Source organism: Pseudoalteromonas luteoviolacea CPMOR-1 (assembly GCF_001625685.1).
Classification (GTDB): Bacteria; Pseudomonadota; Gammaproteobacteria; order Enterobacterales; family Alteromonadaceae; genus Pseudoalteromonas; species Pseudoalteromonas luteoviolacea_K.
Window position 1 is genome coordinate 45,438 of the sequence record NZ_AUYC01000025.1, and the last position, 24,699, is coordinate 70,136.

Genomic DNA, 24,699 nt, shown 5'->3' on the forward strand with positions numbered 1-24,699 from the left:
AAAGTGTTTTTTAAGAGGTAACTTTAAAAATTTGTTATGATTTTATCATTGGTTTGTATTTTAGTAAAATAATTGGTTGAAAATCCGGGTTATATCTTCATTGGCTTTATTTAATCGATGGTTAGATTTTATAGTGAAGGGTAAGCCAGATAATGTATTGTTGATTTTTTAGGTATTAATTATTTTATAAAGATGTTTTCAAGTTTTCAGTGTTAATTTATCTTGAGAAAAATTCAGTTTATAAGACTTTTTTATAAGTAAAAAGCATTGAAATGATCATTAAATGCGCAGATAATGCGCCTGCTCTTAAGTCTTATAATTTATAACCGACTTACGAGTATAGGACGAACTTTAAAAAGGAAGATAAATGAAGAACTTACTCATCATATTTTTTACCACATTTATTTTAGCCGCTTGTAGCAGTACTCAAAGTGGCAAAGACTTTGATATGGACGTCGTTAAGTCGTTTAAAAAAGGTGAAACAACTCAAGCAGATGTAAGAGAGGCCATTGGAGATCCAAGTGGTATGGATGACTTGGTAGATGGTGAAACTGCATGGCAATATTATTTCCATGAAAATAAAAGTAGTGGCCTAAATTACGTACCGATTGCTGGTGCATACGCGGGTGGTTCCAAAGGAACGAGTAAACACGTCACTATCCGCTTTGGTAAAGACGGTATTATGAGCGGTATGTCATTCAGAGAAATTGAGAGTGGATCGTCGCATTTTTAAATTTTGAATTGACTATTCTCGTCGTTTGATTTGCTGTTCAAGCGACGATTTTGGTTTTGAACCTCGACATATACTTATGTTAATAATCTATTTTACTTATTTGGTTCAGTGGCGGATTTAAATTTTGAATACGTAACACAAAAATTCTGGGTTTAAGAGTGATGTGACTATTACCGTAGCTGAACTTTTATCTTATCTCGCATTCTCTACTCTAATCGGTGCCTATTTTAAGCAGACTGTACTGATGGTAAAAAGCAGCAAATATGATCAATGCAATGCTGCCAATAACAGGGATTACTGCAATAAATACCCACCATCCAGAACGATTAGTGTCATGCAGGCGTCGAACACTGACTGCGAGGCTAGGTATAAAAACGACGACTGCATAAATAAAACTTAGCAATGCCGTGCCTAATATGTAATCGAATAAGCTTAATCCGATTGAAAAAATAACGTTGAATAAAGAGAACATCCAAAACTCTTTTCTTCTCGCTTTTCCTTCGAATACTGCTTAACTTTTTAAGACCGATATATACACATTCCATTGTGGGTTCCTTAAATTTAATTACTATTTCCTCTTTTGGGAAAACAGGCCTTACTTGGTAAGCCTCTGCGCACATTGTTGTAAATATGAGAAAATACTTTGTGTTGTACCTATGTTTAAAAGTAAATCAATCTAATTGTTGTCACAAAAGTTCGTTCAGAAAAATCAGAGCGTTGTGCGAAAACTCATCAAGCAGGTATTAAATCATCAATGTTGTTGCTGGGGGGGGAGGTCACAGAACTACTTCTGTATGTGTCACAGTTTGATTTTTTCACATGCGTTTCACGTCACTTATTCGACACTAAAGCCATAAATTAGCTTAAACGTATTAAGGAGTGAGCATGGGTGTTAAATTGGATGTCTTCAATTTGGAGCACACGATTAATCTGGTGAATGGTGATACATTACATCTATTAAAGGATGTTTCAATGTCAATTGAGGCCGGGGAGCATGTTGCTATTGTCGGTGCATCCGGCTCAGGGAAATCAACTTTACTTTCATTGCTTGCTGGCCTGGAAGTCATACAAACAGGCCAGATCAGTTATAAAAAACAAAACCTAACACTTGAGAACATCCATTGTGTATCAGGCTTTGTTTTTCAACATTTTCACTTACTACCTGAACTAAATGCCTTGCAAAATGTGGCGTTACCGCTGTTGTTACGGGGAGAGAAAGATGCAGAGCAACGTGCATTTGAAAAACTCAAACTGGTTGATCTAGAAGCACAAGCTAAGCAGCCTGTCACAAAGTTAAGTGGTGGAGAGCAGCAGCGTGTTGCCATAGCACGTGCGTTATGCAGTGAACCACAAATTTTATTTGCGGATGAGCCAACAGGAAATCTCGATCACAAGACCGCTGATCACGTGTTTGAGCTTATGCGTAGAGGTGCAAAAGCAGCTGGTACTACCATGATTGTTGTAACGCATGATTTGAACTTAGCCGCCAAATTAGACAGGACATTTGATTTAGAAAATGGAGCGTTGAAATTATGATTGACTTAGGCACACTGCATAAAACTGAAAAACAGTGCCAGCTTGGCGCGACAAGTAAGCTGCTTGTGAAACTGTTATTGATACAAGTGAAACAAGGTAAACACCTGATCACATTATTGAGTTTGGCGTTATTATTTTTGTATTTAAGCTTAACAAGTCTACTTGGACAGGGCGTTGACGCATATCTAAATCATAACCTACAAACAATGCTCGGCGCAGATACGCAATTAACTGCAACTCGTGCTTGGCACAATCGGGAGTCGCAATGGATACGCCAACACGCAAGTTCACAAAGTTACATTAATAGCTATGAAGTAACATTGAATCATGGCGAAGCGTATAGCCATACGAAGTTAAAAGCCGTCGATCAAAATTATCCGCTCAACGGTCAAGTCACTATATCTAATAATGAATTACTTTCACCTTTGAAAGTGTCAACTGGTCCAAATGTGGGCGAAATTTGGCTTGAACCGCACTTAGCACGGGCACTTAACGTGAAAGTCGGTAATGAAATATATTTAGGTCGCGAGTTATTTTTGGTCAGTGCTTTTCTGTTGAATGAGCCCGACAGGATCATTCAAGGCTACAGCAGCGATAGGCGCGCGATGATTGCACAAGAAAGCTTAGCTAATCTGTCTTTGTCACCCACTGATTATCAAGTGTTACTTAATCATCGCCATGACTTCAAGCAGGGTGAGTTAAATCAGCTGCAAGTAAGCAGTGCAGACCTAAAAGTGATCAGTAAATTACTCGATAATTACCCAATGGCACATGCTTGGAAGCGTGTACAAAACTTTATGGGTCTAATTAGCTTTGTGATTGTGTTACTTACATGTTTGTGTCTTTGGCTCAGTCAAAGGAGTCATGTAGAACCTTTGCAAATGGCGCTGGCTGTGATGTTGGCAAATGGCGTTAAACGTGAACAAGTTCCGATACTGGTGCTTGTGTTAATGGCGAGTATCTTGTTTATTAGCTTTGTTCCTGCTGTTTTTATGGCTATTGGCATTTCGATGATTCTGGAGCAGGTTATCCAACAACGTTTTTTTGCGACGTTTGAGTTGATGTGGGATATGACAGGCGTAGGGCAAGCTCTTTTGATGAGCGTACTTCTGTATAGCTTGTTGACTATACCAAGTTGGATCCGATTGATCCGAAGCAATGTAAGAGATTTACTGGAAAAGAGAGAAGATGGCGCCATAGCATTTATTATTAGTGGTTTGTGCCCACTACTGTCACTATTGATTGTGGTTGTTTTTAATACGGATAATTGGGTGTTAACTGGGCTTTTACTGTCTGGTCTTGGTGTATGTTTATTGTTATTGTTGATACTTGCATGGGGTGGGTTGAGTATTGCCAATAAAACACTGGCCGGTAAAAGTGGTATTTTGGCTTTTGTTTTGTTACTGATGAAGCAACGTATGCGCGTCAAGACAGTGCAAATATTGGCTTTGGGGTTAAGTGCGACACTGTTGCTCTTATGCTTGCGGGTAGGACAAGATGTGAGTGAGGTGCTTGATAGGGCGCTGTTTGCAGATCAAGGAAATATTTTTGTCACACAAGCGACCCTTGCTCAAAAAAAGGCATTGACCGAGTTTACATCACAGCATGGTGGGGATGTTAAGCAATTTAAGGCCTTTCAAAGCGCCAGAGTAACGCATGTTAATGGTGTTTTATTGACTGATATAGATGCCCCATCGAGCGACTCCAAGTCTCGCCTTGAGAGAAATATCAATCTACATTGGCAAGCGGCACAGCCCGACAATATAAATGTGATTGCAGGCCAATGGCAGCAAAAAGTGGAGACTGACGTGCCTGCCATTTCAATGGAGCAAGAGGTATTCGATGAGCTGAACCTCGAACTAGGGGATGTGCTCACGATGCAGGTAGGCAATACGAGTCAACAATTCTACATTGCTACAGTACACCATTATCGTTCTGGCTCAGACATGATCACATTTTGGTTTGTGGTTCATCAATCGAGTGTCCCTGTGGCAAGTGAGTCAACTTATTTTATGGGAAGCGTCGATTTGCCTGAGCAAGGGTTAGCAAAACTCGGGGAGATCTGGCAGGCACACCCAGATATTCGCATGCTACGTGTCGAGGAGTTAATTGCCCGAGTGCGAAGTTCTGTGCAAACGTTCATTTATTTGACTTTAGCGTACGGAATATTTATCGCTTTGATGAGTAACTTATTAGTCATTGCTTCAATTCAAACACATTTGCAGCGAGATAAACTCAAAAATGGCTTGCTATTAAGCTTTGGGCTGTCAGAAAAGCAAAGCCGAAATATGTTAATAGTCGAATGGACCATTTTGACAATGATACCAGTAGCGTGCGCATTGGCGTCGATTTATTTATTCATTGGGCAGATTTACCAAGAAGGCTTTGGTATGCCATACAGACCAAACGATTTCATGCTTTTAGTTGAGGCCATCACTATCGTTGCGGTCATAGCGTTGGGTGGGATTTTCTTAAGCCGCAAGCAACTCAAGCAAAATGTGGTGACCTTACTTGAACAGCGTGGATGAAAATTGTTCTGAGATAAGATAATAAAAGGACCACGAGGTCCTTTTATTTAGATGTTAGCAATTACTGCATCTGCACCGTTATTTTTTTAAATCGGTAACCCAGTGCTTTTAGTTTGTTTGGTTCTTGAAAGTCAAATACAGTGCCAATCCCACGCCCATACCCTTGAACTTGAAGCAGGTTTTCGTCAACCACTTTCAAAGCGCGTACAAATCCATGTTTGACAGACACGGCTAGCAGCGCTTGAAACTCTGGTGAATATCTTAACTCAATATCACCTATCTCAGGGTTGGTAGTTTCAACTTGGTAATAGCCCAATAACTTTTCTAGCTCAGGAGTCAGTTTTGTTGTAACGAGTTTGCTAAAAACATTGGCTGAGTCTTTCCCGTTGTACGTAAAGCGAAACCCATCAATAGCCTGAGTCAGCTTGATCCTTACATCGCCTTCTTCACCGATTATCTGGTAGCTGTCTGAATCAACTTGTTTGAGCTGTTTAATCGCTTGTCCAGGACTGAACATGACGAATTCTCCATTGGGTGTTTTCTCAATGAATATGTTGCGTCTACCAGTATAAAAACCAGCTTCTAGTGTTTTCGATTGGGGTGACTGAGAAGAAGATGTTTGAGTGCTTTTATTTTCTAAAAATGGTCCTTTTACGGACTGAGTGACCATGTTTGTCACCATTTCGGCGATATCGAAAACCGTATCGTCGCCGTTTCTGTTATTCGTTGTGACAAATACGCCAAAGTTTAGTTCGGGCACGATATACATCATGCTTTCGTAGCCTTGGTAACTGCCATCATGACTAATTGCAATGTGGCCATTAAAATGGTCAATGAAGAAGCCTAATCCCATTTCGTGGTCACCGTCTAACTGGATATGATCATTTTGCAAATTACGAACTTGTTTAATGAGCTGAGATGGTAATATCGCGTGGCTGTCATAGTTCCAACTATCCAATATTGCTTGCATGTAGCGAGCCATATCATTGCCTGTCGAGATGATACCGCCAGCAGGTGTGAGCAAAGAGGCAAACTTAGGCTCTTGCGTATTACCATCATAGCTTTGTGCCATGTGCTCTGGCAGTGGGCCGTTTGGTAAATGACTCAAGGTATTATGCATTGCGAGCGGCGTGAAGAACTCCGATTGCAAGTAGTCCTGCCAGTTTTTCCCGCTTACTCTGGAGACCAATAAACCTGCTAATCCAAATGCATTGTTATTGTACGCAGAAATTGTCCCTCTGTTCCAAACTAGGTAGTCGTTGCTTAGTAGCGTTGTCAATGAATTAAGGTCTTTAATAGGCGTCGTCGTTGGCTCATCACCACGGTACCAACCCGTTGGGATACCACTTTGATGGGTTAAGAGGTCTCGAACAGTTAGTTGACCATTGTTATTGGGAAGAATTTTGGGTTTAAAGTCAGATAGGTATTTGTATACACTGTCATCAAGAGAAAGCTTTCCTTCGTTAACTAGCTTCAAAACAGCCAATGTGACAAAGGTCTTTGTGATAGAGGCAATTCGAAACTGGGTATCTGGGGTCACAAGTTGCTGTGTGTCTACGTTCGCAAGTCCAAAGCCTTTTAATATGATTGGCGAATTGTCTTTCACCACTGCGATAGAGATACCGGTCGTTTCTCCTTCAGCTAAGCGTTGTTCGATGTGTTGAGAGATCGTCTGTATATCAGATTGGTCCAAAGCAAACGTATAACTACTCAGTGATAATCCTGCGATTAAGCTTGCAAGCAATGTGATTTTTTTCATGGTAATCCTTACTTATTGATTTTGGGTCGTGGTGACATTTTTTATAAAAAAGGCGTGTCACTCGATCTGTAGACGATAAAGGTACGATTAAAATTAATGCAATTATCTCAATCTTGATGGACTACCTGAGTTGGAAATAGAATGAGTAGAAAAGTATTTGGCTTTGTTTTTTGCATTTTAGGAATCTTTTCATTTTGCGAATTGCAATTTGCAAAATGAAAAAATAATTCAATCATGCTGAGAATCAGTGAGTAATACGCTAAAAATGAGATGAACGAAATATATAAGCAATTTATTCAATGCTTTAGTGTTTTTTGAATTAGCACTTTTATAAGTATGTAGGCTGCTTGCTGAACTGACATCAATTTGTCACTAACACTGTCGTCGATTTTATTTTTCAGTGAAATAAGCAAATTAATAATGAGGTTGAAATAAAATACCCATAGCTATCAAAGAAGTGTGAAAGATATTATTTTTACGGTGTAATTATTGCATGAGTACGTTTAACTTACTTAAACAATGGTGTATTTATGACAAGAACACAGAGCATAGCAACTAAGCTGGGTGCAGCAGCACTTGCACTTACAGCCAGTTTCTCTGTATTAGCTGACGATAACGCCTGTTTAGAGGGACTTTTTGCAATTGACAGGTTCGCAGCAGATGGGCAGAGCGCGGTTTTTCATATCGATACGAGCACTAAAACGAGCCGAGAGGTACCCGGCGCATCTTTCGCTTCAAGTAACTTAGCTGGGTCTGGTTCAAAGCTTTACGCTATGCAACGTTTAGACAGTGAAACAAATGCTTCGAAATTGTATGAGTTTGATATGCAAACCATGCAGCAACGCGAAGTGGCCGACACGATAAGCTACCCCATAAAGCGCTCAGCAGTTTCCCCATCCGGTGATTTTCTGCTGGCTACAAGCCAAACCTACCTGTATCAATTTGATCTGACAACAGGTGAAAAAACAGTGCTTGGAAAAATGAAGTCAGACGATGCAAGCTACGATGACTTTGATCATGGCGATATTGCCTACTCGGCAGATGGTAATGTTGTCTATGTGTTAAACGCGAAAGCTTTGTATGTGTTGGACGAAGCATCAATGACACTCAATGAAATAGGTGAGCACAACTTAAACTGGGCTTCGGGTTTGGCTGTGGATGAGAATGGTGTGATTTATGTGTCTGCGAGAAACAGCGGCGAGACAGCTAAAATATACACGCTAGATACTCAAACAGCGCAGGCCACCTATTTGATGGATGGGCCCGAACATATCGCTGATTTGACTTATGTACAAGGGTGTGGAAATACCTTACCTGTTATTGCAAACGCGTTGCAGCAAGAAGTCAACAAAGCCAATCAGTATTGGCGAGGTGAGGCGGTCGAGGGCAAAATCGCAAACTTGGCTGGATTCAAAGATGGTACTTTTAACTTTAATGCAGAGGGCTTCCCTGTTGAGTCAAAAGATAAGTTGAACAAGCACAACAAGTTCACTAAAAACCCCAACGCTAATCGCTGTGCACGGATGTGGAATAACATGCTAGACCATCAGTATGTATTAAACCGCAATGGGAAAGGCCGGAAAAAAGCTGATGGCAGTACAAAATGGTATTTCTCTACTGCTGACGGCCAATATAAAGTCGTTAAAGCAAGCAAAGGCATTTGCTATTACGGCTATGCGTCCGGTGAAGCAGGTCGCATTATCTACAACACAAAAACAGGTGTAGTAAGCGTTCAATAAATTAAGTTTTATAGCCTCAACTAAGCGCGGCCAACTGGCTGCGCTTTTTATTTTAAACTCAGTGCAACTATTTAGCTTTTTATAACGTCTAATTCTTCATATTTATGCAAAGTGTCATAATATTTATTTTAACTAGGTATGTGAACTTTTAGGAAAGTAATGAAGTTTTATTTGGTAATATTTATATTGTGGAGTGCGACATATTCGCTAAAAACCGCTGCCTCAACAGTGGCTGAAATACAGCATTTATTGACCTTCATTGAAACGTCTCATTGTCAGTATGAGCGCAATGGGTCACTACATTCAGCATATGATGCTAAGCAGCACATTAGTAAAAAGTATCATTACTATCAAGATGATATTGAATCGGCGGAAGACTTTATAAGTTTAACGGCCTCCAAAAGTAGCTTGTCTGGTAAGCCATACTTTATTCATTGCCGTAATAATAAACCAATAAAGAGTAGTGAGTGGTTACTCATGGAGCTCAAGGCGTTTAGAAAGCAGAAAAAATAGCACAGAGAAAAAAGCGATAACTTATACAGCGAAGGGTTACTCTAGCTTAATTTATAATTCCTTTTTATTGTTTTTGTGTTTTTTTATTTTCTGAAATAGGTGCGATGGTATTGTAACTGTACCTATTACAACTATTTATAATGCAACAAATTATATATGGGAAGCTAAAAATTACTTTTCTCAGTTAATCTTTCTGATCCTTTTATGATCAGTTTTTTATGTTTTATAGTAATTTAATAACATAAATATATAAATATTAATAACTAAATTATTCCAACTTTGATTTGCTTAAATTATAATGTGCCCTTAATTAAGCACTTGTATGCAAAAGTATTTTAATAAAAGGGCACTTCAATTCGTCAGTAAAGAGCTGTATTACTTTGCTGACCTATAAGCTAAGTCTCATACGTTACCTCTGGTACATACACTTTGAGGTTAACACTCATATTTATTCAAATATCTCATAACCAGTAAAGAGCAAAATCTTAACGCTTTCTACTGGTTTTTGTGCTTTACGGTAATCATTAACTTAGGGATGTATAAACAGCATATGGCACTTAAAGACTTGTCTATTTCAAAGCAAATTGGGTTGAGCTTTGCATCGATTTTTATGGTTTTTTTCGGGGTGAGCCTGATGACCTACAATGGTTTAAAGGGGATCAATGATGACCTTGAACTGATTGTACAAACCAGCATTCCATCGGTTGAGATAGTAAAAGATCTGCAAATTGAGATGGCAACCATTCGAAAAGATGAGTTTTTGATTGTCACAAATTCGGAGCACCCAGATATCAATGAATGGATAGTTGATTTAGGTGGTTTGAAATCTGGTCTAGATAATAAGATCCAAGCATACAGTAGTTTAAGTGTTTCAGACCAAGAGCGTATGCAGTTTCAAGCTTTTGAACGAGCATGGCGCAAGTATGCATCGGCAACATCAAGCTTTGATAGACTCGTAAGAAGTGGCCAAGTGAGTGAAGCTAACTCAATTGTTTTAAACAGCTATAACTTCTACTCAGAAGCTATGGATGAATTGAGCAAGCTGAACAAAATTAATAGCGATAATGTGGGCATGGCCGAGACATCAGCTGTACGAGCAGTAAAAACAGTGATCACCGTAATAGTGGTTTGTATATTTGTATCTGCTGTGATGATTGCGCTCATTTGCTTTGCCCTAAGCGGCGCAATTAGAAAGCCTCTAGAAAAGGCGAAAGATCTAGCTGGTAGCATTGCCAATGGTGACCTAAGTTCACGTATTGATATACGCTCAGTAGGTAATAATGAACTTGGCGCTTTGCTAATGTCTTTGGAGAAAATGCGTGAACAGTTAAATAGCCTTGTTGTGAAGATAAATGATAGCGCTATCCAACTGACAACAGCCGTAGAAGAAGTGAATATGATCTCGGCTCAAAATGCCACAGGCATGCAGAATCAACAAAATGAGTTACAGTCAGTAGCATCTGCTATGACGCAGATGCAGGCTGCGGTATCTGAAGTGGCAAAAAGTACAGAAATGGGCGCTGAGTCTGCCAATCAAGCCAATGTTAAGTCTCGTGAAGGCAGTGCTGCACTGAAAAGTAACATTGTGCAGATCTCTAGCGTTGCAGATACTGTGTCTCACGCGGGGGATTTAGCCCATAATCTAGAAAAGAACTCACAAAACATCAATGTTGTGGTGGATGTTATTCGTGAAATCGCCGAGCAAACTAACTTACTTGCATTAAATGCCGCGATTGAAGCGGCGCGAGCGGGGGCACAAGGGCGCGGTTTTGCGGTGGTTGCGGATGAAGTCCGCTCTTTAGCACAGCGTACACAAGACTCTACAACTCAGATTGTTGAGATAGTGAGTGATTTGCAGTCTAAATCGAAAGAAACGGGCGAGGCGACCAGAACGTGTCAAAAAGGCATCGATGTGTGCGTGCAGCAAACAGAGACTGTCAGCGATACCATTATTCAAATTGAGCAAGAGATAGACAGTATTGCTGCAATGAGCACGCAAATAGCAGCGGCATGTAATGAACAGTCTGTCGTATCTGAAGAACTTAATCGCAATATTGAAAATATTAATGTTGCCGCGGTTGAAATGACTGAAGGCGCTAATCAAACGTCACAAGCTTGTCATGAAATCAGTGAGCTTGCCCATGGGTTAAAAGCAAGTGTTGAGCAGTTTAAGCTATAAACTACACAGTTTAATTACCTAAAATGGGTTAATTTAAATTTTTTAAGTTAATAGACTAGTATTTTAAAAGCGGGCCATAGTATGGTTCGCTTTTTTATTATGTACTCAAGTTTTTAATGTTGATGGCGTTTAATAGATATTTAGTAACAATATTTAGCTTTATGGTGAGTGCTTCTTAATGGTTATTTTATTTTAATAAAATGGATTATTTTGTTTTTTGTATTATTCGGTTTTTATTAATTTTCTTGAATATTTCAGTTAAATCAAGGGTGCAGTGTGGCTAGGTGGGTATTTGTATTATTTTTAATGAGCTTTTCTTTTGTTATAAATGCAAAAAACTCTCAAAAAATCGTGTTAAACGTACCCTTGGTTGAGCAAGGGAAAAAACTTTGCGGCCCTGCAACCATCGAAATGATTTTTAAGTATTGGGGAATAAAAGGCTATTCACAATATGATATTGCGGAGTCTCTTTTAAATCAGTACGAAGACATGCCAATTTTTGTTCGCTCAGGTGTATTAAACAATTATCCACGTAATTGGGCAGATTACCCAGGGACTAAGGTGACTTATTTACAAGGTTTTTTGCAGCGCTTTGGCAAAACACGCAGCATTACACTAGACAAAGTGCGTGATAATGCTGACGATATTGATGAAAAGCGTGCGCAATTGTTCAATCATATCAAGGCTTATATTGCCAGTGGCATTCCTGTTATCGTGTTTCAATATTGGGAGCTTCCAAAATCCCAAAGTCATTACCGTGTTGTTGTTGGTTATGACGAAGCTAAACGGCTAGTGTATTTAAATGATGCTAAGGGCGCTCGACGTGTAGTGCAAACGTATGAAGAGTTTTTAAATTTATGGAACGTGGAACATCCTAGGTTACGATATTATGCTTTGGCATTTAATACTGAGCGTAAAAAAATAAATATTGAACTTTGAGTATATAGACAGCGTGAGTGATTGAGGTATCAATGCGCTTACCATGAAGATTAGTATGGTTAGAAAAGGTCTGGCATTCGATATTGAACCTGTACTGATGGTGTGGCTTGCTTCGTCTCAGCAAGCACATCATTTTGTGCCAGAGCGTTTTTGGTGTGAGCACCTCGATACTATGCGACAGGTGTATTTGCCTAGTTCAGATAATTATGTGTATTTGGATAATCAAGAAATCATCGGTTTTTATGCTTTGGCAAAGAACACCCTTGCGGCAATTTTTGATTTACCAGAAAAACAAGGCCAAGGGGTAAGCAGCTTATTATAGATGCAAAGTCTCGACGCAATACCTTGGCGCTATCTGTATATCGGCGTACTGTTGCGAGCGTGGTACTTTATCAGCAGCAAGGTTTTGAAATTATTGCACAAGACGATGAACAGCTCACAGGGCAGGGGCAACTTATAATGAGTTGGCAAGATATGCAGACCGCGTGATGGGGTTTTTAAGCCCTTATTTAAGGAATGAATAGGAAAGATTAAAATTCGGGTGTTTTTTAAACAGTTTTTTTGTAAAAAAGCTCGACAAAACAGAATTTCAGTGTATCCTACGCAGCGTATGAAGATATTTGATTTATTTGTTGTTGTTTGCTTAAGTTTCTGTTTTTGTCATAAAACCTAATTTTAGCCACTCACTTTACTTCCGATACTGTACACATTTTTTTTAATTTTTATATAAATAGGTAATTTATGTCTCAAGTAACAGGCACTGTAAAATGGTTTAACGAGTCAAAAGGTTTTGGCTTCATTGCACAAGAAAATGGTAACGACGACGTTTTTGTTCACTTCAGAGCTATCCAGTCTGAAGGTTTCCGTACTTTGACTGAAGGTCAAAAAGTAAGCTTCACAGTAACTCAGGGCGCTAAAGGTCCTCAGGCTGAAAACGTAACTGTACTTTAATCAGTTATGTCTAGGTGCGGCATCAAGCTGCACCTTGCTATTTCACACTCTCTTCTAATTTCTTGCTTTCCTCTTTCTACTTTTTCTTAGTTCTAGCACCTTCAATTTAAATCACTTTTACTGATAGTTTCTTAGCCACTCTATTTGCATATATTGGCCCATTATATCGATTGACTTTAACGCTCCTCTTCAGGTGGAAGTGCCTTAATTTGTGCCATGCCTGAGCCTATTTCTAGAATTTGCCGCCCGAGGTAATTGCCCGGCGCATTCGATATCCACACTTTTATCAAGCCATCTCGCTTCATGGCCACGATGAGGTAGGGTAATTTTCTGTCTTTATACTGACCAGTTCTGCGGTCTATAAAAGGCTTCATCTCTTTTATAAACTCGTAGCCAGCTTTGTTATCTATTGTTGCCTCGCCTACCCTGAATAGGTCGGTTTCCATGTCATACCATGCGACAAAGACTTTTTTGGGAAATGGGATATCATAAGTAAATGACATTTTTCCACCATCTTTCCAACAGCAACCAACTGACCCTGCGGGTGCCGACCAACCATCATCAAACTGAACGGCTCCTACCATAAAGTCAGAGCCATTTTGCGCACTGACAACGACTCCTAATTCATCAATATCTCTTGTTATTGAACAAGCAGTATTAATGACTATTAAAATAGATAACAAAAAAAGCCTTTTCGCCACTCTATGCCCCTTCCTTGGAGTTTACTTTTTATCTCTAACGTTCTTCTTCTGGTGGAAGCTCTTTAATTTGTGCCATGCCTGAGCCAATTTCTAGAATTTGCCGGCCGAGGTAATTGCCCGGCGCATTCGATATCCACACTTTTATCAAGCCATTTCGTTTGATGCCTACGATGAGGTAGGGTAATTTTCTGTCTTTATACTGACCAGTTCTACGGTCTATAAAAGGCTTCATCTCTTTTATAAACTCGTAACCAGCTTTGTTATCCATTGTTGCCTCACCTACCCTGAATAGGTCGGTATCCATGTCATACCATGCGACAACGACTTTGCTTGGAAATGGAACATCATAAACAAAAGATCTGGCTCCGCCATCTCCCCAGCAGCAGCCAATAGACCCCGCAGGTACAGTCCATTCGTCATCAAATAATACGGTACCAACCATTAAGTCAGCGCTACGTTCAGCACCAATTCCAACACTCATTTCTTTGACTTGATAACGTGAACTGCAACCTATGAGTAAATTCAAAGCACTAATCAAGATAATTATTCTTTTCGCCAATGTAGGCTCCTTCCTTGGAGTTTACTTTTTATCTCTAACGTTCGTCTTCAGGTGGAAGTTCCTTAATTTGTGCCATGCCTGAGCCTATTTCTAGAATTTGCCGGCCGAGGTAATTGCCCGGCGCATTCGATATCCACACTTTTATCAAGCCATCTCGCTTCATGCCCACGATGAGGTAGGGTAATTTTCTGGCTTTATACTGACCAGTTCTACGGTCTTTAAAAGGCTTCATCTCTTTTATAAACTCGTAGCCAGCTTTGTTATCTATTTTTGCTTCACCCACCCTGAATAGGTCGGTATCCATGTCATACCATGCGACAACGACTTTGCTTGGGAAGTTGACTCCATCTACAAATGACAGGGCACCTGCATTTTTCCAGCAACACCCTATAGAACCAGCAGGTACGGACCAAGCGTCATCAAATAATACCGTGCCGACCATTAAGTCAGATTTATCCTCTGCGGCGATTCCAACACTCATTTCTTTGACTTGATAACGTGAACTGCAGCCCATGATTAATAACAAGATACCAATTGAGATAATTATTCTTTTCGCCACTGTGGATTAACTCCTATGTTATAGACCTGCCAACGCCCCTGACTGGATACGCTGTTGCTTGGGGTGTTATAAAAGATTTCCCGAATACCATTGTCGGCGACAAATTCTGCATCATCTTCCACCGAGTAAGCTATGGTGTCGACAAAGCCTGCATACTTATGGCTGTGGTGAATATAATATTGATATAGCCACTGCCAATCTTGGCTGTTGACTCCGCCACGCATAGCTGCCTCGACTGTCGATTTTAACTCATCGGGTAATTCATATTGATAGGTACGCTTTCCATCCGGTTGGTATATCTTTGCGAGTCGGCTTATGTCATTAAAGGGCACGCCATATTTAACAGCCTGTTCATACATGGCGTGCAGTGCATAGTGGGGCAGTTGGTTATTAACTTGACGGTACCAACGGGGCTTATAGGTGGTGACCACGGTATTCTCAGGCCGTTTTTTAAGACGTTTATTTTGGTTTAATCCCGTGCCCATTTTTACAAAGGTAATGTCTATGCCTGGCCAATGATATTTTTGCTCAAGCTCCGCTTTTTTTGCGGCGAGGCGGGTATCATGATGTGGGTGTGATGGGGGCCCTTCTATATATTGCCGTGGGTACTTTATGGTGGTGCTGTGGTGGCTGTAGCCACCACCGACATCTGCATGGGCTCCGGGTAGCGTAATTTCTTTTATATTACTGGCGGTATTGCCATCTGGTGTTTTTAAGCTGTGTAGAGGAAAGCTGTCGCGGCGCTCATCATAGGCAACGGGATGGTAGACAAAGCCGGCAGAGTGCTCGTTAATATCTAAATTGACCGGATAGTCCAGCTTTTGCTTGGCATAATACTCGTTGTGGTGATCGTCTCCATCCCCTCCAATGGAAGACACGGTATCAAAAGGCCCTAAAAACCGTATCATGGGGGTAATGCCGCCCCAATAATCCGGGTTATTGCGGGTGTTCTCATGAACTTGATTGACAAAGCAGCGCGCTGCGGTGGCTCCGCGGCTAAAGCCAAATACGTCAATATGTATAAGTTGAATTAGCTTTGAAAGCTCTGAAATACAGTAGTCTTGTAATTCATTTAAGCCACGCTTCACCTTGTCATCAAAACTAAACGCCAAGGCTAAGTCCATGGTGATATCACTTTTATTGTCTCGGGTACCAATGCCTTCAATGTATAACCTTCTAATAAATGCCTCATTTCTTGGATACAACTCATATAACTTGGTGACATTGGTTGGCTCTTTGTCATCCCCAATCACTTTATTGTCATTGGTGCGGTTGTTGCCGGTGCCATCAAAAAAGAGCCCAAAGCTCGGTGGTTCACTGAGAAGACTAAGTTTGACATGGCCTTCGCTGGTGACTTGGTGATCAAGTAGCTGCACACCACCGCGCTGACCTATATTGAGGGCTTTTAATTTATCTAGGCTTTTAAAGTCCTTGAATGCCATATTGGGGATCAATACTTGCTCAGGGACGCCGAGTATTTTGGCGCTGAGACTATAATGGGTGTCATCTTCTAAGCGTGGAAACAGCAGTTGATCTTGTGCAAGGCCATTATTGCTTCGAGACAAAACGGTTGGTCCCCCACGCATCACGATACTGATGGGGATTTTTCCTTCAATCGTCACGATAAGGCGTTGATCGTTTAAATCAGGTGACTGGGTGTAATCGACGGGCACATGGGCCTGTGTATCTGGTGTAGCCGACGTGTCATGATAACTGAGTGCTCCAGCGCTGCCTTGCAGTGCTTGTGCTCTGGGCATCGCGGTGGTTTTTTTTAGTACAATGAGTTCATCTTTGGTGTTGGCGTGCTTGGCATGGGCAATTAATACATGACCTTTTTTTTCTTTTAAAACCAGTTGAGTATCATGCGTGCTTCTAAGTTCACGCCATGTTTCTGGGGTTTTGACCACAACCCAACTGCTGGCATGGGGCTTAAGCGCTTGGCGAATATCTCCGGGTAGTTTGGTGGCTGAATAGAGCTCGGTCACCTGTTCACCTTTAGCCTTGTCAAAGGCTTCTAGTTTTGTGATCAGATCTTCGATTCCTGATTGCGTATCAACGCGACTTTGCGCATACATAACAATCCTTGTTAGCTAATGATTTAGTATTATGCTATCACCTGTTGGGAACGGCTGTAAATATTTTATAATATTTGTTAACTTCTGGTTTTTGGACGCGGAAGTTTTATTAGCAGGTGTATTTTTATACGGCGGATTCAGGTACAGTCATGGTCTATGTATTATCAAGGAGATAGCCATCATGACCCAGTTACCCATCTTTGTGGTTGATGCATTCACAAATACGCAATTTAAAGGTAATTCTGCCGCGGTTGTGCCATTAGAAGCTTGGATTAGTGATGAACTCATGCAGCGTATTGCTGCTGAAAATAACCTCTCAGAAACCGCCTTCTTAGTTAAAAATACGCCAAACAGCTATCAGATCCGTTGGTTCTCTCCGTTAACTGAAATTGCGTTTTGTGGCCATGCTACCCTTGCCAGCGCATTTGTTTTGTTTAATCACCTTGGCGTCTCTGAGCGTGTCGAATTTACCACGCAAACGGTAGGTAGCTTAACTGTAACGCAAACGGCTGAGTCGAAGTTAGTTATGAACTTCCCGATGCAAAGGCCTGAGCCTATATCAAACGTGCCAAGTGCGCTGCTGACGGGCTTATCAATCCCGCCAAGCCAAGTACTTAAAAATCGCCAAGCGTATTTTGCAATTTATGACAATGAAGTCGATGTGCATCAAGTGGCTTATGACGCGGCACAATTAAAGCAACTGGCGCCTTTGGATGTGGTGGTGAGTGCGCCGGGTTCTGAACATGATTTTGTTTCTCGGTATTTTTGGCCCGCGAATGGGGGCGAGGAAGATCCGGTTACAGGCTCAATTCATACCGGTCTTGCGCCGTTTTGGTCAAAGCGTTTTGATAAGCAAGTACTCAAGGCCTATCAAGCCTCAAACAGGGGTGGACATTTAGTGTGTGAGGTTGATTTTAGTACTGAGCGAGTCACCATCAACGGTGAAGCTGTACTTTACTTACAAGGTCATATTTGGGTTTAGCCTAACGTCTTATTTAATCGTGCTTTATTAGGGAGTAGTGAATGGATAAAAAGCAGAAGTTTGCGATATGGGGTTTAGTTTTTGTTGCGCTGATGGCGGCTGTGACCGTGGTTGCACATATGTCTTGTATCTGGCTTGGGGAGGCCTGCTATCGAGCGCAATTAGCGCCAAAAGAGGTGGTGGAGTCTGCTAAAAATGGTACCTTGTTTGCGCCAATTGCCACGGTAGGCATCTCGTTTTTGTTTGCTTTATGTGGTGCATATGCACTTGCAGGCGCAGGGCTCATTAAGCGCTTACCACTGACTTATATAGCACTGTGGGCCATTGGCGTGTTATGCACCTTACGGGGGATAGTTGGCATTGGCTTTAGCCTAGTTTATGTTGATATGGTAACGGTGTATTCTTTTGTCGCTACCATGATTTGGTTTACCTGCGGGGTTATAACGTGCTTTGCCATCAAGTGGGTGCCGACATGTGCGCAGGCACCCAATAAGTCGGCACTGAACTAGGTTATAAGTATTTGAGTAGCGGACTGTGATGGGTTCGCTTAATGGCCAAGTAATGTTTGCAAGGCACGTATAAAGCCAAGGTGATCCCAAGCCAAGCGACATAAGCAAGTATTAAGCTGGGTTCATAGCGACTTGGCCACTCCTCTGGCGTTCTGAAAAAGTGTATTGTTTGTCCATAGACAAGCCAGCTATAAGCTTGCGCGCTGAGGTTTATCGCAGGAATGTGTAGCAGGTAATAAAATAGCGGAACGCCGCCTAAAATCTTAAACCCATCTAATAAGGTCAGTTTAAAGCCGCGATTTTGTAAATACTCTAAACTGGCCAAAATCAGTAAACCCGGACCTAAAGTCATTAACAGATAAACGAGCGACGGTGGATATTTGCTGTTATTCAGTAAAGACATGACGGACTCTGCGAAAGACGCTTCAGGTGTAAATAAATTCGGCTCTCCATAAATGTTGCCCAATTTGAGCAATACAAACAGTACCACAGCGAAAGTGCCAAACAGTGCAAAGACCTTATATCTATATTGCGCACTGAGCTGAAACAAATATCCGCAGCAGTACCCTAAAGACATGACGGCAAACCAAGGGATCAAGGGGTAAAGGGCAAGTACGTCAACTTGCGTCGAAAAGGTCAATGTCGTCGGGCTATGTAAAATATGCCATAGCCACGCAAAGTCTTGTCCAAACCAGTTTAAGATGGCTTGATCTGGCAAGGCATTATGTGCACCGATCACCACAATTGACACAATGCAGATCCATGTTAGAGGCAAGTAAATCAGTGCAGCCAAAATAATCATTGACCAGCCAATGGCCCAGATCACTTGTAAAAACACCACGTCATAACCAAACTGCCAACTAAAGTTGATCACGGTGAGCTCTAAAAAAATCAACCAAAGCCCTCGGCTGAGCAGATAGTTACGTACTTTTGCAGTTGAACGCACTTTGTCTGCATATAAGTAAGCGCCTATGCCAGTTAAAAATATAAACAAAGGGGCGCAAAAGTGGGTTACCCAGCGGGTTAAAAACCATGCCAGTGTCGTCTGATCAAGATCTGTCGGTGAAAAGGGGGTTTCAGCCCAGTAGCGCCGAGTATGATCCAGCGCCATGAGCACAATAATAAAGCCTCTTAGTATATCAAGAGAATAAAGTCGTTCTGTTTTGACCACGCACATATCTTTTGTGAAATTAATGTTAATTTTAAAGTTTAGTTGTAAAATAAGATACTGGCCAGTTAGCGCATAAAATAGAATACAACTTTAGTTATAGATGAACGAGTTGCTCTCTAAAAGCAGCGACTGATTTACCAAAGTGTCGCTTAAATTGCTTTGCTAAGGCTTGATGATCCTGATACCCAACGGATAGTGCAATATCAGCAAACGGATGATTTGAGTAAATCAGTAATTCTTTGGCTTTTTCCAGTCTAAGTAAACGGATATAGTCAAACGGTGTCATACCGACTGACGATTTAAAGCGTCTGATGAGAGTACGCTCAGAGACACAGGCTAAACTGGCAAGCGACTTTAGTGTGAATGGTTGACGCAACTGTGCTTTGATATGAGTTTGCACGGTATGCACCGTAGCGTCTTGATGAGCATCAAGCGCACTACTGGTGATGAACGCTGTTTGCGATAATTGTGGTTCAGGTATCGCTAACCAACTTACTACTTGTTCAGCAACATCAGTGCCTATTTGCTGTTTAATTAAAGCCAGCATCACATATATATAGCTTTGTGCAGCTCCTGCGGTGTAAAGCTTTTGGTTGCAAAGGTAAATCGGTGAGGTATCTAACTCCAATTGTGGAAAGTAACGATTAAAAAATACTTCAAGCCACCAACTGGCGGTAATGCGTTGCTTGTCCAAAAGGCCAAGCGCTGCGGCATAAGCAACGCCGCAACATCCTGCAACTAGAGTAGGAGACTTACTCATTTTTAGTTTTTCACTCAGTATGGGAGCATAGCGGTTTAACTTTTGGCACGTTTGCCACAGGTGCTTGTCTCCTTGATATTGACTTCCAATGATGACCAATACATCAATTGGTTGCAGGTCTTTAAGTTGGCAATCGACATTAAACGCCGCACCCTGGCTACTGATAACCACCTCCTCTTTCAAAGAGACAATTTGCCATTGGTAGAATGCTGTTTTCATGACTTGATTGGCGACATTTAAAACATCGATGATCCCTGTTAACGCACTTGCCATCACACCTTGTTGGCATAAAATTGCAACTTTCATGTCGTTTTCACCTTAAAAATTGTCACTAATGACACTTTAGTGGGGTGTGACGCTACTGTAAAGTGGTTGCATATTCATTGAGTAAGGAAATTTATATGTGGATCCAATACCCCATTTTCGCATTGGTACTTTTATTCTTGTGGTTATGGCTTGCAACGGCATGTTTACGTATTAAGGCCGTTCGGCGCGGCGAATTGTCACTGCAAGCTGTCAATTTTGTACTTAAAGAGCAGATGGCTGAGCGAACACGGCTTTATGGCAACAGCTATGATAACCAGTATCAGCAACCGGTCTTGTTTATCTGTCTGTTAGCCCTTTTACATATTGAATCTGTGTCTGGAGTTGGCTGGTATGCACTTGCCTGTGTGTTCGTTGTAGCGCGTTATTGGCACTGCTATGAACATATTCGCTCAACCAATATTAAAAGGCGTACTATGGCATTTGCCTTATCGAGTGTCAGTTTATTTGGTGGCTGGACTGCGTGGTTTACAACCATGACTTTAGCTCAGTAGATACACAACTTAAAGAGTAAAAAAGCAAGGTATAGCCTTGCTTTGGTTGGTATCATAATTTGCCACAAATTAACTGTTGTGGCCCAGCGAGAGTGCTTTAATGGCTTTGATTACTTTAACCACTCAATCATATTGGTCATCAAGGCTTGCGCTGCAACTAAGCCATCTTGTCCACCAACATCACACAAACCTAAGCCACAGCCATCAAAATGATGCTCGGCTTTTTCTAGTAAATGCAATTCGCTGCCGTCGCGACATTGAACCTGAGCATATTGCTTGTTAAAGACAAGACTATTTGCTTGTGCAGGACCCGTTGCAATACTGCCTGACAGGGCATTACACAGTCTCAATGACTGACTTGGCGAAACAATGGTGTCTGCCATACCGTGGCTGATAAACATTTCTGGGGCTTGGGCTGGTGCGTGTTCGATGGCTTCTAGTAAACTGTTGTTGAGCACGACAGGCTCGTCGCCTGTTAAATCTTGCCAGTGGGCTTTACCTGATAAAATGGCAATCATGCGTTCAATATAGCCGTGTACATAAGTACCGTCTTGTACTTCTTTTAACTGATGAGCAAAATCGGCAACAGGGAACATAGGGGCGATTTTATCGACTTTATTCGGGAATTGCTGAGATAACCATACAGCCATGTGTCCGCCTGCTGATTGTCCCGTAATTCGCACTGATTTGTCGCTGCTGGTGTAGTTAGCATTGTTTGCCTGCACCCACAAAAATGCATCGCGAATATCTTGTTTGCTGTCTTCTATATTAACCTGATTACAAGCAGGACCTGCTTCTCTGTCTTCCACTAAACGGTAAAATGGCATATATACTACAAAACCTGCATCAGTGAATTGTGCAAGTTGAGCCTCAGCAGTACGTGCTGTGCCGAGCCTTTCTAACCAGCCTCCTCCGTGGATCATCATAATAGGTGTGGCATTGTGGTTATTGGCATTTTTGTAAACACGCATTTCTAAATGACACGAACCGCGCTCGTTAAACGTGGTTTTATACGTAGTGCGCTGCACCAAAGGGATCTCTCCAAAGCTCTGTGGCTTAGTAGTAATAGGCAAAGTTGCTGTGTAACCAGGCATCCATGCATCTTGAACGAAATTTAACTCTTCGCTGTTGCCGTATCGCTGTGCCTTGTAATCAAACTCTCTTAAGCAAAACTCGGTGTCAGACTCATTTTTGTATTCAATGGCTGTTTTACATTGAGGATCTGTGTAATACCAGCTCCTTTTTGCTAAAGCAGTGTCTATCGCATTACATTGACCGTCTTGACTATACAGTGTTGGTAGCAAGCTTGGAGATGGTTTACTCGCAACGGCGGCAAAGCAATAGCTGGCACCTGTCACAATGCTCTCTACCTCAGCAGAGCCACTGTTTAGCATGTCCTTAAGTGCGGCGTCATGATGAGCAAAATACCCCATTGATGCAGCTAAAGCTGGGTTTCCTTCGGTTGGTTTTCCTTGCAGATAGTGCGCAAGCAGCGCCTGTGGATCTGGGAATATTGATGCACTTGCAACAGCTGACATCGATAATGCGAGACAACTTAGCAGGTTTGGTAGATGTTTCATAAAAGGTCCTTGTTGGTGTACTGATTGTAGTGACGTGTCTTTAGTTCGGATATTTAGGCGTTTTTTATTATTTTGTTTTTTGTAATTATTTGTAACGGATAGGGTTTGTTAAGGTGAATGAAATAAGTGCAAATTACTGAATAAAATAGTGTGAACCCTCAAGAATAGCTGTCATCAAAATGACACTTTGGTAACTTTTTTGTTTTTTGGGTGTTATTTTTTGGTGTTTTTTATGTTTATATAAAATACGAGTTTTTGGGTACATACGTTAAAACAAAAAGTAAGTAGCGATTTATGAATATAAAAATAACAAAACTAGCATTGGTTGTTGCAGCATCATTGTCTGCAAACGCATTTGCAAATATTGAGTATCCACTGATGCCAGGTGATCCACTAGTCGATCAGCAATGGCACCTTAAAAACACAGGTCAAGCCGCTTTTTCAGACAGAGGTGGTAAAGCTGGTGAAGATATGAATGTGTCCTTGGCACATGCCATGGGTATCATGGGCGCAGGTGTGACAGCTGCTGTTATTGATGGTGGTGTAGAAGTACAGCACCCAGACTTAATCGACAATGCTCGTCCTGGTTCTTGGAACTTTACAACCAATAGTCCTGATTTAGCACCAGGCAGCCCAACGGACAGGCACGGTACTGCGGTAGCAGGGATCATAGCATCAAGCGCTTTTAATGGTATTGGTGGTCGTGGTGTCGCACCAAGAGCGGGTTTGGTTGGTTTTAACTATCTTGTATCAGGTAACCAAACTACGGCGAATTGGCTTCAATCTCATGGTATGTACTCAGATGGATTTGCGAAACAGTCCTTTGATTTCCCTCGTGTATTTAACCAAAGCTATGGCCGTACCTTATCTTCACCAAGAAGTTTTGACTATGAAGAATCGCCATGGCTGAAAACATATGAAGATGCTCAAGAAGAAATCACACGTACTACCCATGGTGGACGTGGTGCAATTTTTGTTAAATCAGCAGGTAATGGCTACGAAAGACAAACGTTTACACATAGTGAGTTAGGCCGTGGTTATCTGTGGTTTGATAACAAAAACCATGGTTTACCACTGCAAAATGTAAACCTTGAGCGCATGGATACCAGTTTCTGGAATCTGGTTGCTTCAGCATACAATGCAGACGGTGAGCTTTCATCTTACTCTACTGTTGGCTCGAGTGTATTTGTTTCAGCACCTGGTGGTCAGTATGGTACAACTTCGCCAGCTATTATCACAACGGATGTCTCAGGCTGTAGTGCAGGTTACAACCCCCTTCGATCAGGTAACGATTTGCATGGCGGTCATCCACTTGATCCAAACTGTGATTACAGTGCCAGATCTAATGGTACCTCTGCAGCAGCACCAAACGTAGCAGGTGCAATTGCTGTCATTATGTCTGCAAACCCAGCGCTTTCATGGTTGGATGTGAGAAATATTCTTGCAACAACTTCACGTCGCATTGATGCGGATCATCCTGGTGTTGCATTGTCATTCAAAGACTCGGAAGGTCAGCAAGTAAGTTACCAAGCAATTGATAAATGGCAGACGAATGCGGCGGGTTATCAATTCCATAACTTCTTTGGGTTTGGTGCTGTTGATGTCGATGCGGCAGTTAATCTAGCACGATTCTACGATAAGAATTTAGGTGAGTTTGTTAAAACTGAGCGCGTACTTGTGACGGCTGATACTGAGATCCCTGATGGTCACTTAAGTGGTGCACAAAGCACATTCAATAACGAACAAACGCTAACTGTTGATGCGGTTCAAATTCGAGTGAATATTGATCACACAAGCACACGTGACTTGGCCATTGAGCTTATTTCTCCTTCAGGCACTCGTAGTGTCGTTATGACACCAAGAACGGGCACTATTTTGGGCAAAAGTGGCATGCAAAACACCCAAATGCTATCTCACCATTTCTATGGAGAGCAAGCGAAGGGTGAATGGACATTACGTGTAATTGATACGGCGTCTGAAGATGAAGCATATATTTTTGACCCGCGTACGTCTGGTGAGCCGAACGTGAATATGGTGCACCGCAATAATACAGAAAACGGTGTGCTTAAATCTTGGGATATTCGCTTTTTTGGACGTAAATAAGGAGT

22 protein-coding genes and 1 pseudogene are annotated in these 24,699 nt (G+C 41.5%); 14 read left to right on the plus strand and 9 right to left on the minus strand.

The window, feature by feature from the left end:
- Nucleotides 1-367: 367 nt before the first annotated feature.
- Entirely contained in the window at nucleotides 368-733 is a 366-nt protein-coding gene (locus N473_RS09985; protein WP_063367787.1) for an outer membrane protein assembly factor BamE, read from the plus strand.
- A gap of 211 nt (nucleotides 734-944) precedes the next feature.
- Here the strand turns inward: N473_RS09985 and N473_RS09990 are convergent.
- Nucleotides 945-1,229, minus strand: a pseudogene (locus N473_RS09990) (DUF805 domain-containing protein); the annotation flags it as partial.
- Between the two features lie 389 nt (nucleotides 1,230-1,618).
- Between N473_RS09990 and N473_RS09995 the strand changes: the two are divergent.
- Together N473_RS09995 and N473_RS10000 are read left to right on the plus strand one after the other, a co-directional pair.
- Entirely contained in the window at nucleotides 1,619-2,269 is a 651-nt protein-coding gene (locus N473_RS09995) for an ABC transporter ATP-binding protein (RefSeq protein ID WP_063367788.1), read from the plus strand.
- Entirely contained in the window at nucleotides 2,266-4,797 is a 2,532-nt protein-coding gene (locus N473_RS10000; RefSeq protein WP_063367789.1) for an ABC transporter permease, read from the plus strand. Before N473_RS09995 ends, N473_RS10000 begins: the two co-directional genes overlap by 4 nt.
- A 61-nt stretch (nucleotides 4,798-4,858) precedes the next feature.
- On the opposite strand, the gene N473_RS10005 is transcribed toward N473_RS10000, so the two are convergent.
- On the minus strand, nucleotides 4,859-6,556 hold the full coding sequence (locus tag N473_RS10005) for a serine hydrolase domain-containing protein (RefSeq protein WP_063367790.1): 1,698 nt from the start codon (nucleotides 6,554-6,556) through the stop codon (nucleotides 4,859-4,861).
- A 530-nt stretch (nucleotides 6,557-7,086) separates the two neighbouring features.
- On the opposite strand from N473_RS10005, the gene N473_RS10010 reads away from it, so the two are divergent.
- The 7 genes from N473_RS10010 (at nucleotide 7,087) to N473_RS10035 (ending at nucleotide 12,877) form a co-directional block, all read left to right on the plus strand.
- Nucleotides 7,087-8,295 (plus strand): hypothetical protein, encoded by a 1,209-nt coding sequence (locus N473_RS10010; RefSeq protein WP_063367791.1) that lies wholly within the window; start codon nucleotides 7,087-7,089, stop codon nucleotides 8,293-8,295.
- 159 nt (nucleotides 8,296-8,454) lie between these two features.
- Nucleotides 8,455-8,808 carry a DUF5329 family protein gene (locus N473_RS10015; RefSeq protein ID WP_063367792.1) on the plus strand — a complete coding sequence of 118 codons (354 nt, stop codon included), beginning with the start codon at nucleotides 8,455-8,457 and terminating at the stop codon, nucleotides 8,806-8,808.
- A 550-nt stretch (nucleotides 8,809-9,358) separates the two neighbouring features.
- On the plus strand, nucleotides 9,359-10,987 hold the full coding sequence (locus tag N473_RS10020) for a methyl-accepting chemotaxis protein (protein WP_063367793.1): 1,629 nt from the start codon (nucleotides 9,359-9,361) through the stop codon (nucleotides 10,985-10,987).
- Nucleotides 10,988-11,263: 276 nt separating this feature from the next.
- Entirely contained in the window at nucleotides 11,264-11,926 is a 663-nt protein-coding gene (locus tag N473_RS10025) for a C39 family peptidase (protein WP_155735570.1), read from the plus strand.
- 43 nt (nucleotides 11,927-11,969) lie between these two features.
- Complete coding sequence (locus tag N473_RS26480; protein WP_196766391.1) at nucleotides 11,970-12,248, plus strand: hypothetical protein; 279 nt, start codon at nucleotides 11,970-11,972, stop codon at nucleotides 12,246-12,248.
- Between the two features lie 23 nt (nucleotides 12,249-12,271).
- Nucleotides 12,272-12,415, plus strand: coding sequence for a hypothetical protein (locus tag N473_RS26485; protein WP_196766392.1), 144 nt, complete (start codon nucleotides 12,272-12,274; stop codon nucleotides 12,413-12,415).
- A 252-nt stretch (nucleotides 12,416-12,667) separates the two neighbouring features.
- Nucleotides 12,668-12,877, plus strand: a complete 210-nt coding sequence (locus tag N473_RS10035; protein ID WP_023398163.1) for a cold-shock protein — start codon at nucleotides 12,668-12,670, stop codon at nucleotides 12,875-12,877.
- A gap of 176 nt (nucleotides 12,878-13,053) precedes the next feature.
- Here the strand turns inward: N473_RS10035 and N473_RS10040 are convergent, their stop codons facing one another.
- The 4 genes from N473_RS10040 to N473_RS10055 are packed head-to-tail and all read right to left on the minus strand — an operon-like array spanning nucleotide 13,054 to nucleotide 16,771.
- Complete coding sequence (locus tag N473_RS10040; RefSeq protein WP_063367795.1) at nucleotides 13,054-13,578, minus strand: hypothetical protein; 525 nt, start codon at nucleotides 13,576-13,578, stop codon at nucleotides 13,054-13,056.
- Between the two features lie 34 nt (nucleotides 13,579-13,612).
- A complete protein-coding gene (locus N473_RS10045) occupies nucleotides 13,613-14,137 on the minus strand; it encodes a hypothetical protein (protein ID WP_063367796.1) in 525 nt (174 codons plus the stop codon).
- A gap of 34 nt (nucleotides 14,138-14,171) precedes the next feature.
- The gene (locus N473_RS10050; RefSeq protein WP_063367797.1) at nucleotides 14,172-14,696 is read right to left on the minus strand and encodes a hypothetical protein; all 525 of its coding nucleotides are present in this window, start codon (nucleotides 14,694-14,696) and stop codon (nucleotides 14,172-14,174) included.
- Complete coding sequence (locus N473_RS10055; protein ID WP_063367798.1) at nucleotides 14,681-16,771, minus strand: T6SS phospholipase effector Tle1-like catalytic domain-containing protein; 2,091 nt, start codon at nucleotides 16,769-16,771, stop codon at nucleotides 14,681-14,683. The genes N473_RS10050 and N473_RS10055 overlap by 16 nt, the downstream gene beginning before the upstream one ends.
- Before the next feature lie 181 nt (nucleotides 16,772-16,952).
- Here N473_RS10055 and N473_RS10060 point away from each other — a divergent pair, with 181 nt between their 5' ends.
- A complete protein-coding gene (locus tag N473_RS10060; RefSeq protein WP_063367799.1) occupies nucleotides 16,953-17,753 on the plus strand; it encodes a PhzF family phenazine biosynthesis protein in 801 nt (266 codons plus the stop codon).
- Nucleotides 17,754-17,794: 41 nt separating this feature from the next.
- Nucleotides 17,795-18,262, plus strand: a complete 468-nt coding sequence (locus N473_RS10065; protein ID WP_063362713.1) for a hypothetical protein — start codon at nucleotides 17,795-17,797, stop codon at nucleotides 18,260-18,262.
- Nucleotide 18,263: 1 nt separating this feature from the next.
- Here N473_RS10065 and N473_RS10070 read toward each other — a convergent pair whose 3' ends face one another.
- Nucleotides 18,264-19,433, minus strand: a complete 1,170-nt coding sequence (locus N473_RS10070) for a DUF1624 domain-containing protein (protein ID WP_196766393.1) — start codon at nucleotides 19,431-19,433, stop codon at nucleotides 18,264-18,266.
- 94 nt (nucleotides 19,434-19,527) lie between these two features.
- A complete protein-coding gene (locus N473_RS10075) occupies nucleotides 19,528-20,499 on the minus strand; it encodes a GlxA family transcriptional regulator (RefSeq protein WP_063367801.1) in 972 nt (323 codons plus the stop codon).
- A gap of 95 nt (nucleotides 20,500-20,594) precedes the next feature.
- On the opposite strand from N473_RS10075, the gene N473_RS10080 reads away from it, so the two are divergent.
- The gene (locus N473_RS10080; RefSeq protein WP_063367802.1) at nucleotides 20,595-21,011 is read left to right on the plus strand and encodes an MAPEG family protein; all 417 of its coding nucleotides are present in this window, start codon (nucleotides 20,595-20,597) and stop codon (nucleotides 21,009-21,011) included.
- Between the two features lie 110 nt (nucleotides 21,012-21,121).
- On the opposite strand, the gene N473_RS10085 is transcribed toward N473_RS10080, so the two are convergent.
- Complete coding sequence (locus tag N473_RS10085; protein ID WP_063367803.1) at nucleotides 21,122-22,591, minus strand: alpha/beta hydrolase; 1,470 nt, start codon at nucleotides 22,589-22,591, stop codon at nucleotides 21,122-21,124.
- Nucleotides 22,592-22,885: 294 nt separating this feature from the next.
- Between N473_RS10085 and N473_RS10090 the strand changes: the two genes are divergently transcribed.
- On the plus strand, nucleotides 22,886-24,694 hold the full coding sequence (locus tag N473_RS10090; RefSeq protein ID WP_063367804.1) for a S8 family serine peptidase: 1,809 nt from the start codon (nucleotides 22,886-22,888) through the stop codon (nucleotides 24,692-24,694).
- Nucleotides 24,695-24,699 lie beyond the last annotated feature (5 nt).

What these genes read in the sequence shown, in the direction of transcription:
- N473_RS10015 (WP_063367792.1), top strand. Translation starts at nt 8,455, where the DNA reads ATGAAGTTTTATTTGGTAATATTTATATTGTGGAGTGCGACATATTCG.
- N473_RS10085 (WP_063367803.1), bottom strand. Translation starts at nt 22,591, where the DNA reads ATGAAACATCTACCAAACCTGCTAAGTTGTCTCGCATTATCGATGTCA.
- N473_RS26480 (WP_196766391.1), top strand. Translation starts at nt 11,970, where the DNA reads ATGAAGATTAGTATGGTTAGAAAAGGTCTGGCATTCGATATTGAACCT.
- N473_RS10020 (WP_063367793.1), top strand. Translation starts at nt 9,359, where the DNA reads ATGGCACTTAAAGACTTGTCTATTTCAAAGCAAATTGGGTTGAGCTTT.
- N473_RS10005 (WP_063367790.1), bottom strand. Translation starts at nt 6,556, where the DNA reads ATGAAAAAAATCACATTGCTTGCAAGCTTAATCGCAGGATTATCACTG.
- N473_RS10075 (WP_063367801.1), bottom strand. Translation starts at nt 20,499, where the DNA reads ATGAAAGTTGCAATTTTATGCCAACAAGGTGTGATGGCAAGTGCGTTA.
- N473_RS10010 (WP_063367791.1), top strand. Translation starts at nt 7,087, where the DNA reads ATGACAAGAACACAGAGCATAGCAACTAAGCTGGGTGCAGCAGCACTT.
- N473_RS10055 (WP_063367798.1), bottom strand. Translation starts at nt 16,771, where the DNA reads ATGTATGCGCAAAGTCGCGTTGATACGCAATCAGGAATCGAAGATCTG.
- N473_RS10035 (WP_023398163.1), top strand. Translation starts at nt 12,668, where the DNA reads ATGTCTCAAGTAACAGGCACTGTAAAATGGTTTAACGAGTCAAAAGGT.
- N473_RS10090 (WP_063367804.1), top strand. Translation starts at nt 22,886, where the DNA reads ATGAATATAAAAATAACAAAACTAGCATTGGTTGTTGCAGCATCATTG.
- N473_RS10065 (WP_063362713.1), top strand. Translation starts at nt 17,795, where the DNA reads ATGGATAAAAAGCAGAAGTTTGCGATATGGGGTTTAGTTTTTGTTGCG.
- N473_RS09995 (WP_063367788.1), top strand. Translation starts at nt 1,619, where the DNA reads ATGGGTGTTAAATTGGATGTCTTCAATTTGGAGCACACGATTAATCTG.
- N473_RS10060 (WP_063367799.1), top strand. Translation starts at nt 16,953, where the DNA reads ATGACCCAGTTACCCATCTTTGTGGTTGATGCATTCACAAATACGCAA.
- N473_RS10000 (WP_063367789.1), top strand. Translation starts at nt 2,266, where the DNA reads ATGATTGACTTAGGCACACTGCATAAAACTGAAAAACAGTGCCAGCTT.
- N473_RS10080 (WP_063367802.1), top strand. Translation starts at nt 20,595, where the DNA reads ATGTGGATCCAATACCCCATTTTCGCATTGGTACTTTTATTCTTGTGG.
- N473_RS09985 (WP_063367787.1), top strand. Translation starts at nt 368, where the DNA reads ATGAAGAACTTACTCATCATATTTTTTACCACATTTATTTTAGCCGCT.